At 46.6% G+C, this 25,332-nt stretch carries 24 protein-coding genes and 1 pseudogene; 11 read left to right on the plus strand and 14 right to left on the minus strand.

Annotation, left to right across the window (positions count from 1 at the left end; translation table 11 throughout):
• Positions 1 to 39 precede the first annotated feature (39 nt).
• The 4 genes from AC3CIC_RS11265 to htpG form a co-directional block, all read right to left on the minus strand.
• A complete protein-coding gene (locus tag AC3CIC_RS11265) occupies positions 40 to 1,344 on the minus strand; it encodes an inosine/guanosine kinase (RefSeq protein ID WP_016961056.1) in 1,305 nt (434 codons plus the stop codon).
• Between the two features lie 141 nt (positions 1,345 to 1,485).
• A complete protein-coding gene (hemH, locus tag AC3CIC_RS11270) occupies positions 1,486 to 2,457 on the minus strand; it encodes a ferrochelatase (protein ID WP_394210546.1) in 972 nt (323 codons plus the stop codon).
• A gap of 235 nt (positions 2,458 to 2,692) precedes the next feature.
• Positions 2,693 to 3,337, minus strand: a complete 645-nt coding sequence (adk, locus tag AC3CIC_RS11275; protein ID WP_488514643.1) for an adenylate kinase — start codon at positions 3,335 to 3,337, stop codon at positions 2,693 to 2,695.
• A gap of 277 nt (positions 3,338 to 3,614) precedes the next feature.
• Positions 3,615 to 5,534 carry a molecular chaperone HtpG gene (htpG, locus tag AC3CIC_RS11280; protein ID WP_488514644.1) on the minus strand — a complete coding sequence of 640 codons (1,920 nt, stop codon included), beginning with the start codon at positions 5,532 to 5,534 and terminating at the stop codon, positions 3,615 to 3,617.
• A gap of 196 nt (positions 5,535 to 5,730) precedes the next feature.
• On the opposite strand from htpG, the gene AC3CIC_RS11285 reads away from it, so the two are divergent.
• From AC3CIC_RS11285 to AC3CIC_RS11295, 3 genes are all read left to right on the plus strand, one after another.
• On the plus strand, positions 5,731 to 6,624 hold the full coding sequence (locus tag AC3CIC_RS11285) for a transcriptional regulator (RefSeq protein WP_394210548.1): 894 nt from the start codon (positions 5,731 to 5,733) through the stop codon (positions 6,622 to 6,624).
• Positions 6,615 to 7,166 (plus strand): regulatory protein ToxS, encoded by a 552-nt coding sequence (locus AC3CIC_RS11290; protein ID WP_394210550.1) that lies wholly within the window; start codon positions 6,615 to 6,617, stop codon positions 7,164 to 7,166. The genes AC3CIC_RS11285 and AC3CIC_RS11290 overlap by 10 nt, the downstream gene beginning before the upstream one ends.
• A 240-nt stretch (positions 7,167 to 7,406) precedes the next feature.
• The gene (locus tag AC3CIC_RS11295) at positions 7,407 to 7,700 is read left to right on the plus strand and encodes a hypothetical protein (protein WP_488514645.1); all 294 of its coding nucleotides are present in this window, start codon (positions 7,407 to 7,409) and stop codon (positions 7,698 to 7,700) included.
• 63 nt (positions 7,701 to 7,763) lie between these two features.
• On the opposite strand, the gene recR is transcribed toward AC3CIC_RS11295, so the two are convergent.
• From recR to AC3CIC_RS11320, 5 genes and pseudogenes are all read right to left on the minus strand, one after another.
• Positions 7,764 to 8,366 (minus strand): recombination mediator RecR, encoded by a 603-nt coding sequence (gene recR / locus AC3CIC_RS11300; protein WP_016961049.1) that lies wholly within the window; start codon positions 8,364 to 8,366, stop codon positions 7,764 to 7,766.
• A 19-nt stretch (positions 8,367 to 8,385) separates the two neighbouring features.
• Positions 8,386 to 8,717: pseudogene (locus AC3CIC_RS11305) on the minus strand (YbaB/EbfC family nucleoid-associated protein).
• Positions 8,718 to 8,855: 138 nt separating this feature from the next.
• Positions 8,856 to 11,117 (minus strand): DNA polymerase III subunit gamma/tau, encoded by a 2,262-nt coding sequence (gene dnaX, locus AC3CIC_RS11310; RefSeq protein ID WP_488514646.1) that lies wholly within the window; start codon positions 11,115 to 11,117, stop codon positions 8,856 to 8,858.
• Positions 11,118 to 11,222: 105 nt separating this feature from the next.
• A complete protein-coding gene (gene apt, locus AC3CIC_RS11315) occupies positions 11,223 to 11,768 on the minus strand; it encodes an adenine phosphoribosyltransferase (RefSeq protein ID WP_016961046.1) in 546 nt (181 codons plus the stop codon).
• A gap of 117 nt (positions 11,769 to 11,885) precedes the next feature.
• Positions 11,886 to 12,284, minus strand: a complete 399-nt coding sequence (locus AC3CIC_RS11320; RefSeq protein ID WP_017004283.1) for a YbaN family protein — start codon at positions 12,282 to 12,284, stop codon at positions 11,886 to 11,888.
• A 312-nt stretch (positions 12,285 to 12,596) separates the two neighbouring features.
• Here AC3CIC_RS11320 and AC3CIC_RS11325 point away from each other — a divergent pair, with 312 nt between their 5' ends.
• Positions 12,597 to 12,950: a TraR/DksA family transcriptional regulator gene (locus AC3CIC_RS11325; protein WP_016961041.1), complete on the plus strand. Its 354-nt coding sequence runs from the start codon at positions 12,597 to 12,599 to the stop codon at positions 12,948 to 12,950.
• Positions 12,951 to 12,990: 40 nt separating this feature from the next.
• On the opposite strand, the gene AC3CIC_RS11330 is transcribed toward AC3CIC_RS11325, so the two are convergent.
• Complete coding sequence (locus tag AC3CIC_RS11330; protein WP_488514647.1) at positions 12,991 to 13,623, minus strand: YccT family protein; 633 nt, start codon at positions 13,621 to 13,623, stop codon at positions 12,991 to 12,993.
• A 67-nt stretch (positions 13,624 to 13,690) separates the two neighbouring features.
• The gene (locus AC3CIC_RS11335) at positions 13,691 to 14,758 is read right to left on the minus strand and encodes a porin (RefSeq protein ID WP_488514648.1); all 1,068 of its coding nucleotides are present in this window, start codon (positions 14,756 to 14,758) and stop codon (positions 13,691 to 13,693) included.
• Between the two features lie 517 nt (positions 14,759 to 15,275).
• Here AC3CIC_RS11335 and dinG point away from each other — a divergent pair.
• From dinG to AC3CIC_RS11365, 6 genes are all read left to right on the plus strand, one after another.
• On the plus strand, positions 15,276 to 17,354 hold the full coding sequence (dinG, locus tag AC3CIC_RS11340) for an ATP-dependent DNA helicase DinG (protein WP_016961036.1): 2,079 nt from the start codon (positions 15,276 to 15,278) through the stop codon (positions 17,352 to 17,354).
• 34 nt (positions 17,355 to 17,388) lie between these two features.
• Complete coding sequence (locus AC3CIC_RS11345; RefSeq protein WP_488514649.1) at positions 17,389 to 18,162, plus strand: TSUP family transporter; 774 nt, start codon at positions 17,389 to 17,391, stop codon at positions 18,160 to 18,162.
• 81 nt (positions 18,163 to 18,243) lie between these two features.
• Positions 18,244 to 18,792, plus strand: coding sequence for a primosomal replication protein PriC (gene priC / locus AC3CIC_RS11350; protein WP_016961034.1), 549 nt, complete (start codon positions 18,244 to 18,246; stop codon positions 18,790 to 18,792).
• Positions 18,793 to 18,801: 9 nt separating this feature from the next.
• The gene (locus AC3CIC_RS11355; protein ID WP_016961033.1) at positions 18,802 to 19,716 is read left to right on the plus strand and encodes a histone deacetylase family protein; all 915 of its coding nucleotides are present in this window, start codon (positions 18,802 to 18,804) and stop codon (positions 19,714 to 19,716) included.
• Positions 19,713 to 19,883, plus strand: coding sequence for a pleiotropic regulatory protein RsmS (rsmS, locus tag AC3CIC_RS11360; protein ID WP_016961032.1), 171 nt, complete (start codon positions 19,713 to 19,715; stop codon positions 19,881 to 19,883). Before AC3CIC_RS11355 ends, rsmS begins: the two co-directional genes overlap by 4 nt.
• A 459-nt stretch (positions 19,884 to 20,342) precedes the next feature.
• Positions 20,343 to 21,764, plus strand: a complete 1,422-nt coding sequence (locus AC3CIC_RS11365) for an alanine/glycine:cation symporter family protein (protein WP_488514650.1) — start codon at positions 20,343 to 20,345, stop codon at positions 21,762 to 21,764.
• Between the two features lie 102 nt (positions 21,765 to 21,866).
• On the opposite strand, the gene AC3CIC_RS11370 is transcribed toward AC3CIC_RS11365, so the two are convergent.
• The 3 genes from AC3CIC_RS11370 to AC3CIC_RS11380 form a co-directional block, all read right to left on the minus strand.
• Positions 21,867 to 22,106, minus strand: coding sequence for a TIGR02647 family protein (locus AC3CIC_RS11370; RefSeq protein WP_016961030.1), 240 nt, complete (start codon positions 22,104 to 22,106; stop codon positions 21,867 to 21,869).
• 131 nt (positions 22,107 to 22,237) lie between these two features.
• Complete coding sequence (locus tag AC3CIC_RS11375; protein ID WP_394210568.1) at positions 22,238 to 23,425, minus strand: MFS transporter; 1,188 nt, start codon at positions 23,423 to 23,425, stop codon at positions 22,238 to 22,240.
• Positions 23,426 to 23,692: 267 nt separating this feature from the next.
• Entirely contained in the window at positions 23,693 to 24,580 is an 888-nt protein-coding gene (locus AC3CIC_RS11380; RefSeq protein WP_016961028.1) for a Tim44 domain-containing protein, read from the minus strand.
• Positions 24,581 to 24,848: 268 nt separating this feature from the next.
• Here AC3CIC_RS11380 and AC3CIC_RS11385 point away from each other — a divergent pair, with 268 nt between their 5' ends.
• Positions 24,849 to 25,244 (plus strand): NINE protein, encoded by a 396-nt coding sequence (locus AC3CIC_RS11385; RefSeq protein ID WP_026023978.1) that lies wholly within the window; start codon positions 24,849 to 24,851, stop codon positions 25,242 to 25,244.
• The last annotated feature ends 88 nt before the right edge of the window (positions 25,245 to 25,332 follow it).

Here is a 25,332-nt window from a genome sequence, read left to right on the forward strand (position 1 = left end):
TAAAATCAACGCAGCATCAGTGCCCAATAAGGCAGAGATTTAGCGCTCCCAGTAAGCTTCTTCCAGAGAATCTTCTCTCTCTGGCAAGCCGCGAGAAAGGCGCGGAGAATGCTGCGCCAACACTTCATAACTCACTCGGTTTGCGTACTTACACACCTGTGAAAACGAACTGTAGGTCAAGAACTGATGCACATGCTTGCTTGAGTTTGGCACGTTATCGCGATGGTAACGGTTTGCAGACATATCGTGCAGTACCGCTGACAACGCGCCATCGCCCGCACCATTGGTGTTTTTGATACGCTCTGGACCGCCCATGTAAGGCGCAATATGTGAATACACCTTCACCGGGTTAACGCACTGATCTTTCATCATCGGACGGCTGAATTCATAGCGGTTGAACTCAGCAATCGAACCTGGCAGCAATGGCAATGTGGTCTCACGTTTTGCATCATCATCGGTGTAACCTGCCATGTAAAGGCCAATTGGACCCGCAGTGCAAAGCACCATGTCGACCCAATCCAACGTTTTGTCTGCAGCCACTAACGGATCAGATTCACCGGTTAGTGCTTCTGCTTCTTCTTCGTTCATGGCAACCACGGACACGTGCTCTGCCAAGAACTCGCGCCACCATTGCGGGTTATTCTGAATAACGTATTTGGTGCCCATGGTCATTACAACTGGCACATCATATTTTTTCGCGTATTCAATGGCTTTCATTGTCGCTTCAGGCATCGGATCGCCTTCCTTGCAACGCACCAAATAGGCAGTTAGCACCAGTGCCGACGCATTTTTAAAGATGTGCTCAGGAATAGATTGCGGTGTCAGCTGATTCATCAGCCCTTCGCTAATAGCAAAGGTACGCTCGCCTTCTTCACTGATAAGCGCATAGCAACGACCAATTGGGCCTTGCACTGCTTCGAGATAATTCAGATCCATACGGCTAGACGTGTTGCACAAGTAGCGGTAAGAATAGCTACCAATGGTGATATCGCGGCTCATCACACCCAGAAGGATCGACTTATCATCTGCCAGCGTGGAATAGTTATGTAGCGTATTCCCAATCGTGCCACCCGCAAACTCATGGCTGATCATGTTGTTTTCTTTTAGCTCTTGATACAGCGCTTCTGCTCGCTTGTCATCAATCACCAAAGAATGGCCCTTACTTAGCCCATACTTTTCCACAAATTCATCGCTCACCTTCGCTTCAATATCAACCAGCGTTTGGTCAATACCGATAACATGAGGACGTTTCAGCTTACGTTGTTCACTCGCTTGAACAATCAATGGATCGCGGGCATGTACCGGAAAATAATGCTTAGACTTGCGTTGGCCTGGGAATTTCATGATTCAATGCGTCGTAGTAGGGGCGAAAATGAGAATTCTATCACAGATTTTTGAGGGTGGAATATCCGAATTACAAATATACCCGAGCACAGATCATATGCTCGGGTATAACATCAAAACGCAATCAGGTGGGAACTGGGGCTACCAATTTTGGGTATGACGCTCAACCAACTGTTTCATCATGGCAATATGCGCGGGAGAATCATTTAGGCAAGGAATAAAGTTAAAGACTTCCCCGCCCGCTTCCATAAACGTCTCGTGGCATTGATCAGAGATTTCTTCCAACGTCTCTAGGCAATCGACCGAAAATGCAGGAGAAATGATGTCGAGGCGTTTAACCCCTTCCTTTGGCAATTGCTCCAATGTTTTGTCGGTATATGGCTGTAGCCACTCTTCGCGACCAAAACGTGATTGAAAAGTGGTTTTTATCGCGACATCGGTATCGAGACGTGCAATTAGCTTTTCCGTGGTCGCTAGGCAATGCTCACGATATGGGTCACCGTTATCCGCATAACGTTTAGGAATACCATGATAAGAACACACCAACATGTCAGGCTTTCCATTCGCAGCCCACTGCGCTTCGACCGATTGAGCCAAGGCATCAATGTAGCTGTCCTCACTGTAGTAGTGATTAATAAACCGAAACTCAGGCAAGACAGGTTGGTCCTTTAACGATTTGGCCAGCTTATCAAACACCGCCGCCGTGGTAGTGCGTGAATATTGAGGGTACAAAGGTAACACCAAAATCTTGTTACAACCTTTGCCCTTCAAAGCGCTCACTGCAGACGCTATGCTTGGCGACCCGTATGTCATGCCAATCTCAACGGGGATATCCAGAATTTGCTCTAGCGCCGCTTGCTGACGCTTTGAGTGCACCATTAACGGTGAGCCCTCATCCATCCATACGCTTTGATACAGCTTTGCCACTTTCGGCGAGCGCACAGGAAGAATAATACCGTGTAACAACGGGCACCAGAGCCAGCGAGTCATATCAACCACTCGCTGATCGTGCAAAAACTCACTTAAAAATGCGCTAACTGCTTTGGCGGTTGGCGCTTCTGGCGTTCCAAGATTAACCAGCAGAACCCCTACATTGTTTTCGTTATTTTCCATTTCAACCTGCTTAAACAGAGCGTTATCAATACACTGACCCAAAATTCATCTTCATCGAGATTAGCGGGTTTCGTCTTAAAGGCAAAGCGTTAACTAAAGACTCTTTTTGTATCCAGTAACCTTGAGAAGTTTGGGAATAGAGGAACATAGAACATGAGTCCAATACTGCTTCATTCATTAAAGCGATCAAAAAAGGGCAATCATAAGATTGCCCTTTTTGCATCGAAAAAAGGAATTAACCTAGTGCTTTTTCGATCGCTTCGCTCACGTCAGAAACTTGCAGTGTTCCATCGAACTTCAGGTATTGAGTGTTACCTGCTTCAGCTTCTTTTTGGTAATAAGCAATCAGTGGAGAAGTTTGCTCATGGTATACGCCAAGACGTGCCAGAACGGTTTCTTCTTTGTCGTCATCGCGAACAACCAGATCTTCACCCGTGATGTCATCCTTACCTTCCACTTTTGATGGATTGTAAACGACATGGTAAGTACGACCAGAAGCCAGGTGGGCACGACGACCGCTCATGCGTTCAACGATAACGCTATCAGCAACGTCGAACTCCAAAACGTAATCCACATTTACACCGACTTCTTTCAGGTCATCCGCCTGAGGAATCGTGCGTGGGAAGCCATCCAACAGGAAGCCTTTCGCACAATCTTCCTGTGCGATGCGCTCTTTTACCAGACCCAGAATGATATCGTCAGATACCAATTGACCTGCGTCGATAACCGCTTTCGCCTGTTTGCCCATTTCAGTGCCTGCTTTTATTGCAGCACGCAGCATGTCACCAGTGGAAATTTGTGGAATACCATATTTTTCCATGATGAATTGCGCTTGAGTACCTTTACCTGCACCTGGAGCGCCCAGAAGAATGATGCGCATAGTTATCCCCTTTCTTTACTTTGGAGTTTCGCAAAAACCTGAAACATACACGGTTATTGATACCTAAACAACCTCACGTCCTGAGTTTTAGCACGCTAGAGCACGTTTCGAACGGTTTCCCGTTACACGTTCTTTGCACTAAAATTCGTGCTGACTTGCCCGATAAAAAATTCGATTTTTATGTCTCAATGAGGGCGTTTAGGTATATGACATAAATAAGCCCAGCGTTTCATGCTGGGCGTATATTGATGTTTATCTATTCGTTACCTGAATGCAATTAGCCTTTAGTCAAGAGTTGGTTAACTGCAGTCAAGAACTGTGACGGATCTTCCATTGAACCGCGCTCTGCGAGCATGGCTTGTCCCAACAGCATTTCCACCCAACGACCAAATACCGCCTCGTCGGCTTCATCAGCCATTTGTTTGATTAACGCATGCTCTGGGTTCAATTCGAAGATGTACTTCACTTCTGGCGCTTGCTGACCCGCTGCTGCCAGTAGTTTTGCCATCTGTGTGCCCATTTCAAACTCATCCGTCACCACCACTGCTGGTGTTCCTGACAGCTTGAAGGTCGTGCGTACTTCTTTCACTCGATCACCCAAGTAAGCTTTCGCACGCTCGACCACAGATTCAAACGCTTTTTGGGTTTCTTCACGTTTTTCTTTCTCGGCATCATCGTCAAACTTGCTCAGATCCAGATCCGCTTTCGTGATGGCCTGGAACTGCTTACCGTCAAACTCTGGCAAATAACTCATTAGCCATTCGTCGATACGGTCATACATCAGAACCACTTCAATACCTTTCGCTTTGAACTGCTCAAGGTGCGGGCTGTTTTTAGCCGCTTGATAGCTATCTGCCGTCAAGAAATAGATTTTATCTTGTTCTTCTTTCATGCGTGAAACGTAGTCAGCCAGTGACACAGTTTGCTCACTGCTGTCAGTGTGCGTTGATGCGACACGCAGCAGACCCGCAATTTTCTCACGGTTTGAGAAGTCTTCCGCAGGGCCTTCTTTTAATACCAAGCCAAACTCTTTCCAGAAGCTTTGATATTTTTCAGCGTCGTTATTTGCCATACGTTCCAGCATGGTTAAAACACGCTTGGTACAGGCATTGCGCAGCGTTTGCGTCACTTTGTTATCTTGCAGAATTTCACGTGACACGTTCAAAGGCAGATCATTTGAATCAATCAGACCACGAATGAAACGCAGGTAGTTCGGCATAAACTGCGCGGCATCATCCATAATGAACACGCGCTGGACATATAATTTCAGGCCGTGTTTGTGATCACGGTTGAACATGTCCCATGGTGCTTTTGAAGGCACGTACAGCAAGCTAGTGTAATCATTCTTACCTTCTACACGGTTGTGGCTCCAAAGCAGTGGGTCCGCAAAATCGTGGGAGAGGTGTTTATAGAATTCTTGATATTCTTCGTCACTGATATCAGATTTTGAGCGGGTCCAAAGCGCCTGCGCTTTGTTAATTTGCTCCCACTTACCTTCGTCTTTTTCGTTGCCTTTTTCGTTGCCTTCTTCGTCGCGTTCTTTGGTCCACATTTCAACCGAAATACCAATGTGATCAGAATATTTACCAATCACTTCACGAAGACGCCATTCATCTAAGTATTCTTTGTCATCTTCACGAAGGTGCAGGGTGATTGACGTACCACGGGTTGTTTTCTCAATGCCCTCAATGGTGTAGTCACCTTCGCCAGCAGATTCCCAAAGGGTCGCATTCGCATGGTCAGTGCCTGCAGCGCGGGTAGTGACAGTCACTTTGTCCGCCACGATGAACGCAGAATAGAAACCCACACCAAATTGGCCGATAAGTTGGCTATCTTTGGTTTGATCATCTGAAAGTTGTTTGAAGAAATCGGCGGTACCTGATTTTGCAATCGTCCCCAAGTTCTCGATCACTTCTTCACGAGTCATGCCGATACCATTGTCATCAATGGTCAGGGTTCCTGCTTCTTTATCAACACTCAGGCGCACACGTAAGTCGCCTTCATTTTCATACAGTGCAGAATCAGACAGCGCTTTAAAGCGTAATTTATCTGCCGCATCAGACGCGTTTGAGATCAATTCACGTAAAAAGATCTCTTTGTTGGAATAAAGAGAGTGAATCATGAGGTGTAGCAGCTGCTTCACTTCAGATTGGAAACCTCGTGTTTCCTTATTATGTAGAGTGGCTTGATCGCTCATTATAACTCCAAACAAATGTGGTTCAGTTAAGTACCCTCTTTAGATAAGGCCGTAATGTTGCTTTTCAAGGTCTAAATTTCATTTTTTGATTTCTTGAGGTCTTTTTCGCAATTCGAGTATAATCCTTCTCAATCCCGTCCAAATTCAGTGGTTTTCATCTAAAATCGCTCAAAATACGCGCAGGTTAATATATCGGATGTTAATTAAATCGAACCGTTACCTTCTGGGAGAGCGTTTTGTCTTTTCTCCTAGCGAAAGCTCGTTGGTCGATCTCCATGAAAATGATGACCTCGTCAGGCTGGGCAGTAACGAGTGCCGGGTACTTATGGTTCTTATCGAGGAACCTCACGCTATCGTTACGCGTAATCGCATTCATGACTATGTTTGGCGTAAACAAGGTTTTGAAGTCGACGACTCCAGCCTAACCCAATCTATTTCCACACTGCGAAAAGCGTTAAAAGATTCGACAAAGCACCCGCTAGTGGTCAAAACCGTGCCTAAACGCGGCTACCAAGTTATTTGCTCCGTTGAAGCGTATAACGACCAAGCGGTAGATCTGCCACATACCGTTGAGGTGACAAACCAAGAATCCGAGCCAGAAGTGACATCCGGTGAGATTACAGAGATTCAAGAAGACGATATTAAAGTCAGCGAGCAACACGACGCGTCTGTGGCTCCAGAACCCATAGTTGCTGACGTATTCGCTCAGCCAAACGTTGTTAAAAAAATCAAAACTCCCCTGAGTTCTTGGACTGCCTTTATTTTGGCGCTACTGGTACCCATCGCATTTCACGTTTACTCGACGCCAAAGTCTGAAGCATTTCGTGAAATACTCACCGTACAAAACATACCCGTCTATATCCCAGTGACCAATGCGCGTATTAGTCAGTGGCAACCTATGGTTGAACGATGTGTCGCTAAGTACATCAGTTACTATGGTCAGGATCGCGAATTAGAAGAAGTGATTGTGACTGGTGGGCAAGATAGCCAAATATCATTGAATTACATTCACAGCGAAAAAGATGCAGATGAAAACCTCACCTATGTTCTGCTGACGAGCCATGAGGAGAGTCATACGCTATGCCGTTAATGAACGCACCGCGCAGAAGGGATCAACTTAAGCGCTTCGGCCCTTTTGTTTTGCTACTGCTCTCGATTGTTGGCAGCGGCTGGGTATACCTGGGTGAAGATTTCCGTATCGCTAATCTGTTGCTTACCAAGCATTGGAACTCTAAAACCATTAACTATATTGAAGAGTCAGCGTACAGAGATGTCACTGGCCTAACAACCACAGAACAACATAGCAGTATGGTGTTCTTGCCGGACAATACCTACTCTCGAGATACGCAGATCATACTGAAAAATGAAACCGAAAATATTCAGGTAGTGATGTCTGTTTCCGAATCGGGCGAGTGGGAAGTCAGCGGCGGCTATTTAAAACTGAAACTGGGTCAAATCAAAGACGTGACAACAGGCGACACCACAGAGTTGTCTGAAGAAGACCTTGCACTGGTGCGCACCTTCTATCGACTCGGTGCAGAGAAAGTTCGACGTATCGATGTCTTGGGCGACGGTTCATTACTTCTGACAAGTTTGAATCATGGTTCGATGATTTTATACAATCAAAGTTAGCCTAGCCCTCTCTGTTTCTTTTTCGAATCCATTTTATAAAAACGTCAGCATTGCTGGCGTTTTTTTTGTTTTTCGCTTTATTGAAAGTTACTCAGAAGCCATCAGGTTTGACCGGAAAAACAAAAGAATCTTGCACCAATTTTTAGACCGATTAGAGCAAATAACTCTGTTGTGATCCTTTCTGATTGTTCTTATTGTGTAGACATTGCTGATACAGCAATTTTGACAGGAGATATTATTATGAAAACCACAATTCTTGCTTTGAGTATGATTTTCAGCTCTTCTATCGCAATGGCAATGCCATCACATCAGTTAGATATTGACGTCACACCAATAAACGATGGCGCCTGGGTTAAGCTAACCCAAGCTGGTGAGCCTATCGTTGGTGCAAGCATCAATAATCAATTTGTCACTAACGATCGTGGTCGAGTGTTTGTTTCCGTGGACAGCCAACGACCGAAGTCCGTTACATTCACTGCGATAACCCTTGATGGTGAAACCGTTTCAACAAAAGCGTTTATTTCACATCAATAAAGTCATCAATAGCGTAAAAAAATAAAGGCCGATCTCTCGGCCTTTATCTATTCAAACAAATCATTAACCTAATCGGTGCCGGCCAATGATGGAATGGGACAAGGTTGTACCGTCCACCAGTTCTAGCTCACCTCCCATGGGAACGCCATGGGCAATACGACTCGCTATCACACTATGTTCAACGCATAACTCGCTGATGTAATGCGCAGTAGCTTCGCCTTCAACCGTCGGATTCGTCGCCAAAATCAGCTCAGAAATAGACTCAGTGGCAAGGCGTCGTTCCAACACATCCAAACCAATGTCTGTCGGCCCAATCCCATCGAGAGGTGATAGGTGACCCATCAGCACAAAGTAGCGACCAGAATATTGCCCCGTCGCTTCAATGGCTGCAATATCTGCGGGGCTTTCTACCACGCAAATCTGCCCATTTTCCTGACGACGAGGATTGGCACAAATCGCACATTCCTCTTCCTCAGTGAAGGTTCGGCATTTAACGCAATGACCAATATCTATCATTGCCGATTGCAGCGCTTCAGATAGCCTAATGCCACCTTGACGATTGCGTTGAAGAAGATGAAAAGCCATACGCTGTGCCGACTTCGGGCCTACACCCGGCAGACAACGTAACGCTTCCATCAATTGTTCAAGCAGTTGGCTTGTACGCATAATTAATTAACGAATTCCGTTAGAATGGCATTTTAAAGCCTGGTGGCATCTGCATACCGCCAGTCACATCGCCCATTTTATCTTTTTGTGCTTCTTCAACACGACGCGCCGCATCGTTGAATGCCGCAGCAATCAAATCTTCCAGCATGTCTTTGTCGTCTTCCATCAAACTTTCATCGATTTCGACACGACGAACACTATGGCTGCCCGTGATGGTGATTTTCACTATACGTTTGCGCCTGCTTCACCGGTCACTTCCATGTTTGCAATTTCTTCCTGCATCTTCTGCATGCGCTCTTGCATCTGCTGCGCTTGCTTCATCAGGTTGCCCATTCCGCCTTTACCAAACATAATTCTCTCTCTTTTTGATGGAGCTATTTACCTTGAGGTCGACACTCAATGTGGCCTCAACTTAGTTCATTGTGGCCAATCATAAAGCGTATACCGCTAAAAATTCAATTTCGAAAAGTAAATAGCCTCTTAGGTGGTTTATATAGGTCGAATGCTCTCTTCATCTATTTCTGCAGAAAACCGCTGACAAATAAAGCGAACATGTGGATCATCACTCAGGTTTTGACTCGCCTGAGCCAGTTTTTCAGTGTAAAGCTTGTCTCGCCATTCCAGTGGTGTCGTACCCTTTTCACTCAACTCGACAGAGAGAGTGACGGCAAAGCCAAGCTGTTGGCTCAATGCTTCAACAAGCACCGCTTGCGCAGGTTCTGTATTTAGATGGCCTTGTTCCGCGCGAAGAAACAAGTGGATCTGCTGTCCGTCTTGCTCCATCGCAGCATTGAGTGCCATTTGCTTAACAAGACGCGGAATGTTCAACGCACTGGCTATTTGACTCCACGGATCTTGTTCTATGGATTCCACCTCAAGCTTTTCACGCATTTCTGGCGTACGTTCATGCGCTAACGCTTTCTTTATTTTCTCTGGTGTAATCACGGCTATTTGAGGCGCGGGCGCTGCGAATGTTGGCTTCCAACGATAAGCGTCATCACCAATATTCACTTCAGCTGTCGGCATCGACGCAGCTTGGAATTTTGCCGGATCGGCAGGTTTATGCTTTGCCGCGATCCTCTCCATCACTGACAGCGATTCGCTGCCAGCCGATACCGTTTTACCCTTTTTTGGCGATTGGCCCTCTTGCTGACGTACTCTGCTTCTCAACATATTACGTGCAGCCAATAAGCTTCCCGCGGATGAACCGCCTTGTGATCCAGAAGTCGACGTCGCTGTATTCGTGCTTCCCGTCTGAACAGGCATTTGGGGCGCTGATGATTCAGGTTCAATATGCCCATCTTGCTCATATTCACGCTGCGCATCTTGCTCCATGGCCGCCATGTGTGAAGACAACTGTGGGTCTTCATCATATTGCGGCTGCGCAACAGGCACAGACTTTTGCGGCGCAGCCTGAGAAGGTGCTACCGCAGGCACAGACGTCGATGGCATCGCCGCAGGAGCAATGGTTGGTGAGACGGCCTGAGGTGCAGGAGGCACTTCCACATGTGGCTGAGGCACTCGGCTTGAAGCCACTTGCGCTTTCAACGAGGCGAGTCTGTCTTGCGCGACAGAGCTTGCAGCTTGCGCAGGTGAGCTCTCGGCTGTTATTGCAGCGGGTTCTACCGATGGAACGGCAATCGATGCAGGTTCGAATTGAGACGACGTCACAGGTCTAAAGGCCAACAGACGCAGTAACACCATTTCCAATCCAGCACGACCGTCCGGTGCATACGGCAAATCTTGACGCCCTTGAAGCGTAATTTGATAAAACAGCTGAACGTCTTGTGGCGACAATGTGCGCGCCAAAGACAAAACGCGTTCAGCATCAGGCGAAGAAGCATCAACCGATTCAGGCAATGCCTGCGCCATGGCGACACGATGAAGCTGCGACGCGATTTCTTTTAACAGTCCGTCCCATTCAACGCCGACTTCAGCAAGATGGGTCAAACACTGCATGACATGATCGGCATGGCCTTCAGCCAGTGCTTCTAGCAACAAAATCGCTTGGTCTGTACTCAACGTACCGAGCATTTCGGTAACTTGCAGTTCAGAGACTGAACCATTGCCAAGCGCTATGGCTTGATCGGTCAGCGACAGCGCATCACGCATACTGCCTTCAGCCGCACGCGCGATCAGGGATAATGCACGAATCTCAGAAGGGACTGCTTCTTGCTCAAGTACATACGTGAGCTGATCTTTAATTTGGGTCGCATCTAGGTGCTTCAGGTGAAACTGAAGACAGCGAGAAAGTATCGTGACAGGCAGCTTTTGAGGATCGGTGGTCGCCAACAGGAATTTAACGTATTCGGGCGGCTCTTCCAGCGTTTTGAGTAAGGCATTAAAGCTGTGTCTTGACAGCATATGCACTTCATCAATCAAGTAGACTTTGTATCGCCCACGTGCCGGCTTGTATTGCACGTTATCAAGCAAGTCACGGGTATCTTCAACCTTAGTACGGGACGCGGCATCGATCTCCATCAGATCAACGAATCGACCTTGATCGATTTCCTGACACGTTGAACACACACCACACGGCGTTGATGTGACACCTTGTTCGCAGTTCAAGCCCTTGGCAAAGATACGAGCAATGGTTGTTTTCCCCACGCCTCGGGTACCACTGAACAAGTAGGCGTGATGCAATCGGTTGTGATCTAGCGCGTTAGCTAACGCGGTCAGAACGTGTGACTGGCCGACCACATCGCGAAACTGATGCGGACGCCATTTTCGGGCTAATACCTGATAACTCATGCGTTATAAATTCTGGTGATAAACTTCGGCAATCGTAGCACAGACACAAAAAGAGCGCGATCCTGACGATCACGCTCCTCCATCAATAACCGTTCAATTGGGCAATTAGTGACCGTCGAATTCACACAGGCTGTAAACATCAAGGCCGAGTGCTTCAAGGCGCGTTTCACCGCCAATCTCTGGCAAGTTAATAATGAAAGCGGCGTGAGCGACTTCGCCACCTAAACGACGAATCAGCTTAGTGGTCGCTTCGATTGTGCCGCCAGTCGCCAGCAGATCGTCGACCATTAGGACTTTGTCACCTTCTTGGATCGCATCGACATGAATTTCTAACGTGTCGACGCCATACTCCAACTCGTAGCTTTCACTGATCACTTCACGTGGCAGTTTACCCGGCTTACGAACAGGCACAAAGCCAACGCCCAACTCGAGCGCCAGCGGAGCGCCGAAAAGAAAACCGCGCGCCTCTGTACCCACAATTTTAGTGAAGCCTTGGTCACGATACTTCTCAACCAATAGCGCGATGGTGGTTTGGTAGGCTTGCGCATTTTCCATCAAGCTAGTGATGTCACGGAAAATGATACCTGCTTTTGGATAGTCAGGAATGCTTTTGATGCTGTCTTTAATAAATGCGATTTTGTCTTGGCTCATAATAGCTCACCACGAGAAGTGGCTTCCGTAATACTCAGGAAGTGTGTGTGTCCCATTGCGTGAGTGCTTTACATTGGGCATTAACGCCCGCCCGACAATGGGGACCAAACCGCCATGTTATGTATTTTCAGGGGCGTGAGCAACAGGTTCAATTTCGCGCAAACGATTAAACCAAGTTAAAAGTACGCACGCCATCACAATCAGCATACATTTGTGCCAAAGCTCAGGGACAACAGCAACAGAAAGGGAAAAGCTCAGGACGATGAAGACATTGGCGCGACGTTTGATTTTTCGATCAATCGCACGATGCTCATTCCAATTACAAATGATGGGACCAAATGTGGGGTGTTGATGCAGCCAAGCTGCAATACGGGGAGAGCCACGCATAAAACACGCACTTGCTAGCAACATAAAAGGGGTTGTGGGCAACAGCGGGAGGAATATACCGATAACGCCTAAAACAACCGATATCCATCCGAGGATGATAAATAGAAATCGTTTTAAAGAAAACTGCACGCTCCCCCCTTGCTTGCAGATTATCTGCTCAACATGCCGATCCACGTTAGGGTTGCCGGCAATGTTGGGATCAACACCACTGCCACCATTCCCAAAAAATATACGGCATTAAACGGGTCTTTGTAGTTAGCATCCATCATTCACTTCCTTCTACTTCAACATCTATTGATTGGGCTGACAATATAACCGTTTAACACCGCGCTAAATACCGACAAACATCAGGGTTTATCCGCGTTGTCTTGATATATATCAGAGCACGAATACCGTGATTCGCTAGACTACTTCGGATATGACGCGCACTGAGATATCACCATGCTTGATATAGAAATCGTAGCACAGCTACAAAAAAACCTCGTAAATGAGAAAGAAACCGTTCGTAGCAGATTGGAAGATGCGCTGATTGAACTGACAGGATTAGATGTATCCAACGTACCGACGGCACATCTGATTAAACTTTGCAGGAGAGAAAGTAGTACCTTGCATGCTGATGGCTTACGCTTAGAAAAAATTGATGCGGCACTTTGTGCAATACACACAGGTCTCTATGGGCTCTGTGCAGACTGCGAAGAAGAAATTGCTTTAGACGATTTACAACGAGACCCAGCAGAGTTACGTTGCGAAGAGTGTCGTAATCACAATCACTACCATCACGAAAAAGCCTCTTAATTGAGGCTCTTGCTAATGCTTACTGCGTAACGCGGTTAAATCAAAAGTCTTGATCAATCATCCAACGTTTAAATGCTTTCTTTTCTTCGTTGGTTGCTTTTGTATACCAAAGCTTAAGTTGTGTACCCGCATCGCCAGTGATATCAACATTGCCTTTTTCGTCAACGTTGACCAAAACATCTTCTAAATCTTTAGCTTCGCCGCCTTCGATGATGATACCGTTTTGTCTGTTGAAATCAGCGACTGCTTTTTCCATATTATTATAAGAACCAAAACCACTGCCCGTCATCAGTACTGCTGAGGTGATTTTAGTTTCGCCCGTAGACACGGTTTCTACTTCCCACTCAGGGTTTCTAAAAAAAGCATTGGCTTGGCTTTCAAACTTAAATTGAGGGACAACCAATGCTAAGTCGTCGTTAGCAACTTCCAGATCCAAAACATAAGGTTTTGATGTGAAAATAACGTTTTTTGAGCCTCGCTTAACTTCATCTTCGTAACGCGCAACTATTTGATGACGACCAGGCTCCAAATCCAGACTTTTGTCGGTGCCAGCAGCGAGTTTCTTTACATCCTTGCCATTAACAACAAGAAACTCAACACCATTTTTTGCCGTAATTTCAGTCGCTCCCACAATACCAGAAAAAGCCAGAAGCCCCACCAATAACATCTTCATTACATGTTCTCCCTAAACAAAAAGCCGCCCAGAAGGCGGCTTAATTAAGTATAACTCTAGGCAGTGCTTAGAATTTAACTTCCATACCTACTAAGTAACCAGTGTCGGTATCTTGGTCTACACCAGCAATTTCGACATCAGCACTACCCACTTCAGCGTATACTTTCGCATTGGTAGCCAATTTGTAAGTTACGTTAGCATAGATGCTGCTGCCTTTGTATTTTTCGTAGCTGCCAGACGCATCACTATCAACGTTGTCGTAGCCGAGACCGAAGGATGTGTTGTCATCTAGTTGGTAACCACCAGAAATCTGCCATTTGTCAACTTCATTTTTACCAGTTGCTTGAGCTGCACCAGCTGTATCAACAGAGCCTGCTTTGTACTCAACACGGCCATAGCTAGCAGACACGTCAAAGTCGCCTAAGTCATAGTCAACTTCTAGGTTGAAGCCACTTACATCTTGAAGACCTGAATCCTTATCAACTACAGAAAATGTATTTGACTGAAGGTTTTCACCGTCATACAAATATACTCGAGCATCAAGATCTGCAACACGAACACCTAGGCGACCACCGATGATTTGACGACCATCTTTTGCTTCTGATACTTCTGAGTCCAAATCAATGTTGGCACCTGCATAGAACATACCGTTGTCGTAGACCCATTTAGCCACTTGAGCGCCTTGGGTTTGAACAAAGTCAATTTGCTCAGTGCCAAGTTCGTAGTCATGGCCGTTACCAGCATCATCAGAAAGCAGAAGCTGACGACCGAAAGTCAAAGTACCGAAATCGCCACCCAGACCTACATACAGCTCGTCACTCTCAACACCACCATTGTCGACAGTATCAGCTTCGTATTTGAAGCCCATACCAGCAACAGCGTCAAGGTTGTCAGTTACTGCAATAGTAGTGGTAAGGATCAAATCTGCATCATCAATGCGCAGGTAAGCGTCATTGTCGTCGGCATTACCTGCAGTGCCAGGAGCGCGTGCATTGTATTTATTGATGTACTGAACTTCAGCAGCACCAGCAATGTTCACTACAACGCCGTCTGCATCGTACAAGTTAACGCTTGCTTGTGCCGCGCCTGCTGCCAACAGAGCTGGAACTGCCATAGCTAGAATTGTCTTTTTCATGTTAATCCACTGCCTTTTCTTTATTAGAATGGAATTCCTGTTCCAGGATCCCTTTTATATTTGTACTTGTCACAGCGTCACAAAAACCCTGCAACAAATACGCTTTAACTTCGAAACTTAGAGTGCAGAGAAATCTAAAATCTGTCAAATCCAAAAAAATCAATATCAAAAAAACAAAAAATCATTTAAATACAGCAATATAGATACATCACCTCGAGCGAGATCACAATATTAATGTCAAAATGTAAAAAATCTGCAAAGTTACTCGCAATATTGTCACGACATATAAAACTTTAAAATAGCAATAAAATAACAATTATCAGCATAATACTCTGCAAATCACTCCGGTATTCAGTGAATGGCATTCACTATGGTTTTCATAGCGATAGCTAATATTAGTTCAACTCATATTCGTGATCTGAATCCCAAAACAAAAAACAAATGACCGAATACTTGAACTCATTCACATTCTCAAGCCGTGATATAATGCGGTTCCCGTTACCTTTATGTGCCCTCAATGCTTAGTCCATCAGTTAAAAAAGACATACGTTGCAGCTACGAGAATTTAAAAGCGCAATTGCAGAATTTTGTTCCAAGAAAGGCGCAAAACTACCTTGTTGCAGAGTTAGCAAAAACACTTGCTGGGGAATACAACCCCAAGCGTCGAATTCTGGTTGCAGAGGCTGGCACGGGCATCGGGAAGTCAATGGCTTACCTGATGGGTTCTATTCCTTTTGCATTGAATAACAATAAAAAGGTCGTTATCTCTACCGCCACTGTTGCCCTGCAAGAGCAGCTCATCGAAAAAGACTTGCCGTTGTTCAGACGGATCATTCCGAAAGAATTCAGCTTCGTCTTAGCCAAAGGCCGTCAACGATATTGTTGTGGAGAAAAACTCGCCGGTGCAGCGAGCGCCGAAGGTCATGGTCAACAGGCGCTTTTTGAAAAGAAACCTAAAAAGTCTGATATCGACCTCGTCAACGACATGTATGAGGCATATAAAAAGGGGAAGTGGGACGGGGATAGAGACGCATGGCCGAAAACCATTCCCGACTCGGTCTGGATGAGCATTATCTCAGACAAGCACACTTGCCACTCCGGTTTACACGCACACCGAGGCTGTCCATTTGCAAAGGCGCGTGAATTTCTCGACAAAGCAGACGTGGTCGTTGCCAATCACAGCCTCCTTATGGCGGATTTGGAGCTTGGCGGTGGCGTGATACTCCCAGAACCTGAACAAGCGCTATATATGATAGATGAAGCGCACCATCTTCCTATTGTGGCACGCGACTTTTCGGCAGCATCGGCAAGTTTAATTGGTGCGGCTTCGTGGTTAGAGAAACTCAATCAATCCGCATCAAAACTCGCTAACGCAGGCGACATCAAACGTAGCAGCCGATTCCTTGATGCACTTCAAACGGGCATCCAAGTTCTTATTCCCGGGCTTCGTGCAGTGCGCGAAATGCTCAAATCGCTGCCACTTAATGCTGATGGCATCTATCGCTTTGAAGATGGCGAGTTGCCTGAATCGCTGGTTAACGAAGCCAAGGAGCTGCAAAAGGCAGTCAAAAAAGCTCATCAATCTCAAGCAAAAATGCATGACCTTGTGTCCGAGCGAGTGAAAGACGGCGAGATCAGTGCCCGACTTGCCGATCCCCTGCTAGCAGAATCAGCGTTCTTCCTGCAACGGATGGAAAACCTAGAAAAGGTTTGGACACTGATGGCACAACCCAACGCCACCAAAGGTGCGCCTCTGGCTCGCTGGATCCAACAATGTCCTGAGCGTGAAAATGATCTTGTCGTGCATGTTTCCCCGCTCGAGATCGGTTGGCGACTCGACCAACTATTGTGGTCGCGCGCAGCAGGTGTGAGCTTAATGTCTGCGACACTTCGCGCGCTCAATTCGTTTAGCTATTTTTGCCGCCAAGTCGGGTTGGATGAAAACGATGGCACACGTTTCTTAGCCCTGCCATCGCCGTTCGACTACCAAGAAAACGCATTGCTCGTTGTTCCATCGTTGCCTTATGAGCCACAGCAGGATGGGTTTACCAACATGCTTCCTGACGTATTGATGGAATACCTTGAAGGGCAAACATCTAGTCTCGTGCTGTTTTCCTCCTACTGGCAAATGAATCAAGTGGCAGACAAAATGCGCGCCCAGATCAAAAAGAATGGATGGCATCTTCATATTCAGGGAGAAGCTTCACGCACGGCCATTCTTGACGCGCACCGGCGTTGCTGCAAAGAAGGAAAGGTGAGCGTACTGTTTGGTACAGGCAGCTTTTCAGAAGGCCTGGATCTGCCCGGTAATCAACTGACAAATCTTATTATCACAAAGATCCCGTTTGCGGTGCCCACCTCGCCCGTTGAAGAAGCCCATGCAGAGTACATTGAACGGAAAGGAGGGAATCCTTTCCTGCAAATTTCAGTTCCAGAGGCAAGTAAAAAGCTTATACAATCAGCAGGTAGACTGCTGCGCAAAGAAGACGACTCAGGTCGAGTGGTCTTGTTAGATCGACGCGTCGTTACCCGCCGCTATGGCAAGGCACTGTTGGATGCTTTGCCACCGTTTAAACGTGTCATAGATCACTTATAGCCGTTATGACACACAACTTGACGAGCCACCTTAAATGCTAGAACTTTTTGACCCATCCACTATTGCCATTCTCGCCGTGGTTGCATTTTTGGCTGGCTTTATTGATGCTGTCGCAGGCGGAGGTGGCATGCTCACCGTGCCCGCCCTCTTGTCAATTGGCCTACCGCCGCACATTGTTTTGGGTACCAATAAACTCGCTGCCACGTTTGCCTCCTCAACAGCAGCGTTAACCTATTACCGTAAAAAGCTTTTCTCTCCGACATTTTGGCGTCAGGCGTTTTTTGCCACGTTAGTGGGGGCAATATTAGGTACTTTACTGGTGAACTACATCAGTACCGCATGGCTTGAGAAAGCACTGCCTCTTATCATATTGGCGATAGCGGTTTACACCATCTGGCATCCACAGCCGAAAGTCGATGGGCATGCATTGCCAAAAGATGACCCGAAATTAAAAACAAAACAATGGGGTCAAGGGCTCACGCTTGGGTTTTACGATGGCGTCGTCGGGCCTGGAACAGGCGCGTTTTGGGTCGTTTCGTCGATGTCGATGTACAAGATGAATATGTTGTTATCATCCGGTCTCGCAAAGGCGATGAATTTCACCAGTAACATTACTTCGCTCATCACCTTTATCATTCTTGGTCACGTTAACTGGGCAATTGGCCTCACCATGGGCTTTTTTCTGATGATGGGCGCTTTCATTGGCGCACACTCTGCGATTCGTTTTGGCAGCGCTTTTATTCGCCCTGTGTTCATCACCGTTGTCGTGATACTGTCGGTGAAGCTTGCCATCGATGCGTGGTTCTAGTACCAATCAGCGTAAATATTCAGTCATTTTTGCTGGTTTATCCGATTGGTATGATTTTTCACCGTCAATTTGAGAAATAACATGGATTTATCCTCGCTAAAAGAACAGCTCAATGCATTGGCAATTCAAGCCGCTGAGATAGATAGGCGACGCGGCGAAGGCATCAAGCCACTGTTTGATGAGCGCTTGTTTCGTACCCTTTCTCGTTTCCTCACGCCTTGTGTGGCAGAAGCAAAAAGCGTGGTGGACACACTAGAACGAGAACAATCCAGTGGCCGGCTATCACCTCAACGCGCTGAACATCTGTGTGAAAAACTCATCAATCAAATTAGCGCGTTGCAACGCGAAATGGCGACGGTATCGATTCGACAGAAAGAGCGTAGTTTTGCACCCAGGTTCGGCACCTCCACCGGTCAACTATACCAAGAGCTTGCTCAACATCAGGAGTGGGAGCGGCGCTTAGCCGATATGGTACGCGATGCGGAATTGAACATCGCGCATGGCAATACTATCGCGGAACAACAAGGCGCACAGAAAAATTTGCTGGTCGCGGAAAACCGACTGGCACGTTGTCGAGAGTCCAAAAAGAAAATTGAAGCTCGGATTGCATTTCGAGAAAAGAAAGGGTGATAAGAAAATATGTTGCCCCTTGTTTATCATGATATTTATTCTAATTTCCCGTTACCTGACGGACATCGCTACCCGCTTCAAAAATATCAATTGCTCAAAACATTTATCGAGCAACAGCAGTGGCCCGTTCAATCGTTTGAACCTACTGTCTTGTGCAGCGACAAACTAAAGGCCATTCATCATGTCGACTATGTCGATGCGCTCATCTCTGGCAACCTCCCTTTGGTCAAAATGCGACGAATTGGTTTTCCTTGGACCCCAGCGCTGATTCAGCGATCACTGACATCTTTAGGCGGTACAACACTCACGGTCGACAAAGCAATTGAGCACGGTGTGGCGATTCACCTTACTGGCGGCTACCACCACGCACACTTTGATTTTGGTAGCGGATTTTGCTTGTTTAACGATCTTATTCTTGCCGCTAACCATGCACTGTCTTACCCGGAAATTGAAAAAGTACTCATTGTGGATTGTGATGTTCATCAAGGTGATGGCACCGCAACACTGGCACAAGACCGATCTGACATCGTGACGCTCTCCGTGCATTGCGACAAGAACTTCCCATCGCGCAAACCTGAATCTGACATCGACTTACCCATGCCCATCGGTACAGACAGCGACAAGTATCTTCGTGAGTTTATACCGTGTCTGACACTCGCCCTCGCGCAGCATCAACCCGACATGGTGATCTATGATGCAGGCGTTGATATTCATACCGACGATGAACTTGGCTATATGTCTGTCTGCCAGAGTGGTATTGCGCAAAGAGACAACGCAGTATTTGAAGCGTGTAAAGCACACCAAATTCCTGTTGCTGCAGTGATCGGTGGCGGTTATCGTACGGAACAGACGGCACTGGTTCCGCTCCATGCAGAACTTGTTCGCGCGGCATTGAACACCTACTACCCACATACCGAGATATGAAAACAATGAATCAATCTGGATTAGAGCAAGCACCTGACGACGTAAAACTTGCCGTCGATCTTATCTATTTATTGGAGAACAATAACGTGACGCCAGAAACCGTATTGAAAGCGTTAGAGATCGTAAAAGCGGATTTTGAAAACAAAGTACAACGTCAAGAAAACTGATTCTTCAGGGCACAGCCCAACGCTTTACTAAGCAGGGCTCGTTTCATTTCTTCGCCCCCTACTGCTGCATCTATCCCAGTCGAATTCACCCCTCCAATGTTAACCAATTTCAGTGTTTATGTTGGAATTACCCATCAAAACCCACTCATATGATTACATAACGTACAACTAGCAAAACTTTCAGATGCTCAGATCACCAATTTAAAGTATTATCGCGCCGTTTTAAATCTCATGGCGCTAAAAGCTCATGAGTTAAGACTGGCCGTAGGGACATGCTCAAAAGGATTTGGAGATAGCGCAATAGACGCGCAACGCTACAGGCCATGAATCTCTGCAAGGAAGCGTCGCCAGGGTGATTTTTGTTACCCGGGGCAGAGAGCTGAAAAGGAAGTTTCAGATCCCTTGTCTCCTCCTTATCGCTCCGCTGCCTTTTTATTTTTGACGACAGTAGAGTTTGTTATGACGGAACTAAAAGAATTATTCGTATCCTTTGTCGATGCCGGGAATGGCTTGCTATGGGGAAGCGTGCTTATTTACCTTTTGATCGGCGCGGGTCTGTACTTCACTATTCGCACTGGTTTCCTCCAATTTCGCTCTTTCGGGCACATGTTCTCACTTATCAAAGTCAGCCGAGAAGGCGCTGATGGTGGTATTTCCTCTTTCCAAGCATTCAGCACCAGCCTAGCGGCTCGCGTTGGCACCGGTAACATGGCAGGCGTAGCTGTCGCTATCTATCTGGGTGGTCCTGGCGCCGTATTCTGGATGTGGGTCACTGCATTGGTCGGCATGTCGACTAGCTTTGTGGAGTCAACACTGGCTCAGGCATACAAAGTTAATCACAAAGACAACACCTTCCGCGGCGGCCCTGCGTACTATATCGAAAAAGGTCTAGGACAGCGCTGGTTAGGCATCGCCTTTGCAATTTGTTTGATTGTTGCATTTGGCTTGGCATTTAACGGCGTCCAATCAAACTCGATTGCCGCAGCGATGAACACCGCATTTGGCACTGATAACACCTGGGTAGGTATTATTCTGGCCATTGGTGTCGCACCAGTCATCTTCGGTGGAATGCGCTCAGTCGCGCGTGTCGCTGAACTGGTTGTGCCATTCATGGCAATCGGCTATCTGATTGTGGCCGTTTATGTTATTGCCATTAACATCGGTGTATTACCTGAAATTTTTGCCACCATCGTTAAAAGCGCGCTGGGCTTTGAACAAGCTGCCGGCGGTGCGATTGGCGCTGCAATGATGCAAGGTATCAAACGCGGTCTATTTTCGAATGAAGCGGGTATGGGTTCGGCGCCAAACGCAGCTGCAACTGCGACAACACGTCCAAATCACCCTGCCGCCCAAGGTTACGTTCAGATGCTGGGTGTGTTTATCGACACCATCGTTATCTGTACAGCAACAGCGTCCATCATCCTGCTTTCAGGCATGTTGGATACGGAAAGTGGCCTAACAGGTATTGCACTGACTCAAGCAGCACTTGTTACCGAAGTAGGCCCATGGGGCGCAGGTTTCGTTGCTATCGCTATTTTGTTGTTTGCATTCACGTCGTTGATTGCCAACTACTCGTATGGCGAATCAAACATCGAGTACATATTCAAAAGCAAGTTAGCAATCAACATCTACCGTGTAGCCGTACTGGCTATGGTAGTGATTGGTGCAGTGGTCGATTTGCCAACCGTGTGGGCATTCGCTGATTTGTCGATGGGTATGATGGCGATGATTAACTTAGTCGCCATTCTGGGACTTTCTGGCGTCGCGTTCGCTTTGTTGAAAGACTACGAGGCACAACGCAAGGCTGGTAAAACGCCAACCTTCGACCGCAAGAAGTTCCCGAAACTGGACAAAGAAATCGACAAGGACGTTTGGCAATAAGCCTCGGCTTATACCAATCGAATTAAGTCAGCGGTCATTAAAAAAGGGAGCCTTCGGGCTCCCTTTTGTGCAGGAAGAAAATCATTGGTTGGTCGGTGTCGACTAAGGCTCGGATCTTAGAATGCGCAAAGCTTCTTTGGCGTGTTCAACCGCATCACGACCAATAGATGTCAAATACCCACCGTCTTTCGCTGTGACCAGTTTTTTATCATACAAACGTTCTGTGGCAGCAACCAGAATAGGATCAGCATCGCTGCGAACCTTTAATCCCGCCATGTCTGTTGAAAGTGTAAATTTCACCAGTACATTCATTTCTTCAAGCAGTTCTGAGGTAAAAAGCATAAGGGCTCCGCAATCATTTACAATCAAACAGTTGAGTCAATATAGACCTTCAAACGTGCGGTAAACTGTGCCGAGATCAAGAACTGGTCGATCAATTTATTCAATTTCCAGTAAAACCTCAGAAATTTGATTTATGCCACATCTTGGGCGTGCTTCGTTCTGAAAAATCGCACTTCATTTCCAGGCTCTGGTGCTGAAGGAATAAAGCGAGATAACACCAACGAACTCAACGCCAACGCTGTCCCGAACAAAAATACAACCGTTGGAGAATACAACCATACCAACCCTAACGCCGCAGGAATGATAACTGCCGCAATGTGATTGATGGTGAAACTGACACCTGCCGTTGACGCAATATCTTGTGGATCGGCAATCTTTTGAAAATAGGTTTTAATGGCAATCGCCATAGCAAAAAACAGGTGGTCAATCACATACAAGGCACCCGCCATTTGCGCGTTCTCAACAAAAGCATAACTCGTAAAGACAATGGCGAGACCCATGTATTCAACGGTCAGCGCCCGTCGCTCTCCCACCCTGCCAATCCACGCGCCAATTTTAGTGGCAAACAACATGTTGAAGGCATAATTAACGATGAACAGTAGACTGACCTCACCCACTGAGTAACCGAACTTCTCCACCATCATAAATCCCGCAAATACGATGAAGATTTGTCGGCGTGCGCCGCTTAAAAACGTCAAGCCGTAATAAAGCCAGTATCGTTGACGAAGAATTAACTGACGTGTTTGTACGTGGGGCGAATCAAACGAGGGGAAGCTAAGCCACAGAAACAGCACGGCGCCCAAGCCAAAAAAGCCGAATAACATGTATACCGCATTGTAGTCCGCACCTAGCCATTCCATGACAAACCACACAGTGGCATAAGCGATGAGACTCGCTGCGCCTTTCCACGCCAATACTCGCCCCAAAAACTGCGCACTTTTGTCTTTATCCACCCACTGTAGAGTCAGCGACTGATTCACCGTTTCGAAATAGTGAAACCCAATCGACATCACCACGGTGGTGAGATAAAGCCCCCATTCGCTAGGAAACCACCCCGTCACAGCCACCCCGATGCACATCAGGGCGAGAAACAAAATTGCAAAGCTCTGCTCGCGTATCCAAAGCAGCAAATAGATAGCAGTAAATGCCAGAAAGCCAGGGACTTCGCGCAAGCTTTGTAATATCCCGATTTCTTTCCCCGTAAATGCCGCTTTCTCTACCACAAAGTTGTTAAGCAAAACATTCCAAACAGAAAATGTCATCGCCATGATGAAAGCCATCGCGATCAATAAGTTCGTTGGTGTTTTCAGTGCATTCACGCAGACGCTCCCAGCAGATTTTTCCACACTGTAACTGCGTTGTATCAAATAAGCTAACGAGAATGGTTTAGGTCAAACATAAGAATCATTGAAGTCATGTTGCTTATCGTTTGAAGATGATTGAAGAAAGAAGGAGGTTAAACGTTAAGCAGGAGAGCAGGCGTTAATCGGTAAAGGCGACGTTTAGCTATGTATGTAAGACGTGAATGGCAACAAAAAAGCAGCTGACTGGCAGCTGCTTTTTCAATATCGCTAGCGAGCTTGATATTACGCTTGGATACCCACAATTAACCATGGTGAGTTAGCTTGTGTCATATCGCGTTCCAAGTGCCAGATGTCAGTAATGTCTTCTTCGACACCTTCTTGACCATCACGGTAGCGACCGCTGAACTGCAAGCTCAGCTGCGCGCGTTGATTGTCGTAATCCGCACGAACAATTTCCGCATCAACATACATCACTTCAGTTTGCTGCTCGCCAGAAAGCTTACTGCGCTCTTCTGACAGGTCATTGTAAAGCTCAGGGGTCACATACTCTTGGATGGTTTCGAGTTGGTTGTGATTCCATGCGCCTTGCAAAATACGGTAATGCTCACGCGAACCGTTTACAAATCCCGCCATGTCAAAATTAGGGGGAAAGTTAAAAGGTACGTCGTTGTTTACCGCACCAAAACCACCCGTTGAAGACGTTGCTGTCGACTCGCGAGACTGAGGCTGCTCATGATAATAACCGTTACTTTTTTGCTGGCTATTACCGGCATACGCTTGTCGATTCGGCTGGCTTATTGCACCATTTTTCGCGGCCATTAAGCTCTTGAAGATCTTAAACAGCACAAAGGCAATCACTGCGATGATCAGAAAATCCATCATCTGGAAGCCATCAAACGCGCCCCCAAACATAGCAGCGATCAAACCACCAGCAAGAAGGCCGCCCATCAAGCCACCCAACATGCCTTTTCTAGACGAAGATTTCGCCGCAGAAGCAGGATCATTTTGCTTGTTGAGAGAATTCGTGTTGGTTGGTTGAGATTTAGGTGCTGGAGCAGTCTTAAAGCTTTTGCCGAAAGATTTCCCGCCACCAAATTTTTTCGCTTCAGCATGTGGGGCAGAAACCACCATCACAAACATTAGCGCGAACAATCCAAAAAAACGTTTCATTGCAAACCTTTACGTTCAGTTTCAAGACTACGCAAAAAGCGTAACATGCATTCATGCTAAGCCCATCGCAAATAAAGTCAATCTATGCACCCGTTGAAAATGTTACTAAGCGTTTATTTCCACCTTCATGCTCTCTCATGCCTTTTGCGATCAGGCTTCTTCTTTTAGCGACTTTGACAAAAAAAACGCACTCAATACGATTTACATCAGTCACTTTGCGCTTAAGTTGTTTTACACTCTCGCGTTAAATGCTTTAGGGGGAAATTCCATGAACGATACACACAGTAAAACAGTCGGTTATATACTCTGGATTTTTGGTTTTCTTGGCGCGCACCGTTTCTATTACGGCAAACCAGTGACGGGAACGATTTGGTTATTCACGCTCGGATTGTTCGGTATCGGCTGGTTAATCGATCTCTTTTTGATCCCTTCCATGGATCGCGAAGCCGATCTTCGTTTTAACAGCGGGCAGTATGACTATTCTGTTGCTTGGATTTTGCTGACATTTCTTGGTTTATTTGGTGTTCATCGTATGTACATGGGCAAATGGATCACCGGTATTCTTTACCTCTTTACAGGCGGATTTTTCCTTATCGGACTAATTTACGATTTCTGGACACTAAACGACCAAGTGTCCATTAAAAACTCTCAGCGCTTCTCGTAAAAGCACACGCCGCACACATAAGCCTCTCAGTTTGCTCTATATCTTCAAACTGAGAGGCACGTAACTTGCCCTTTAGATCCGCCACTCC

Source organism: Enterovibrio sp. QJM3NY_24 (assembly GCF_057786035.1).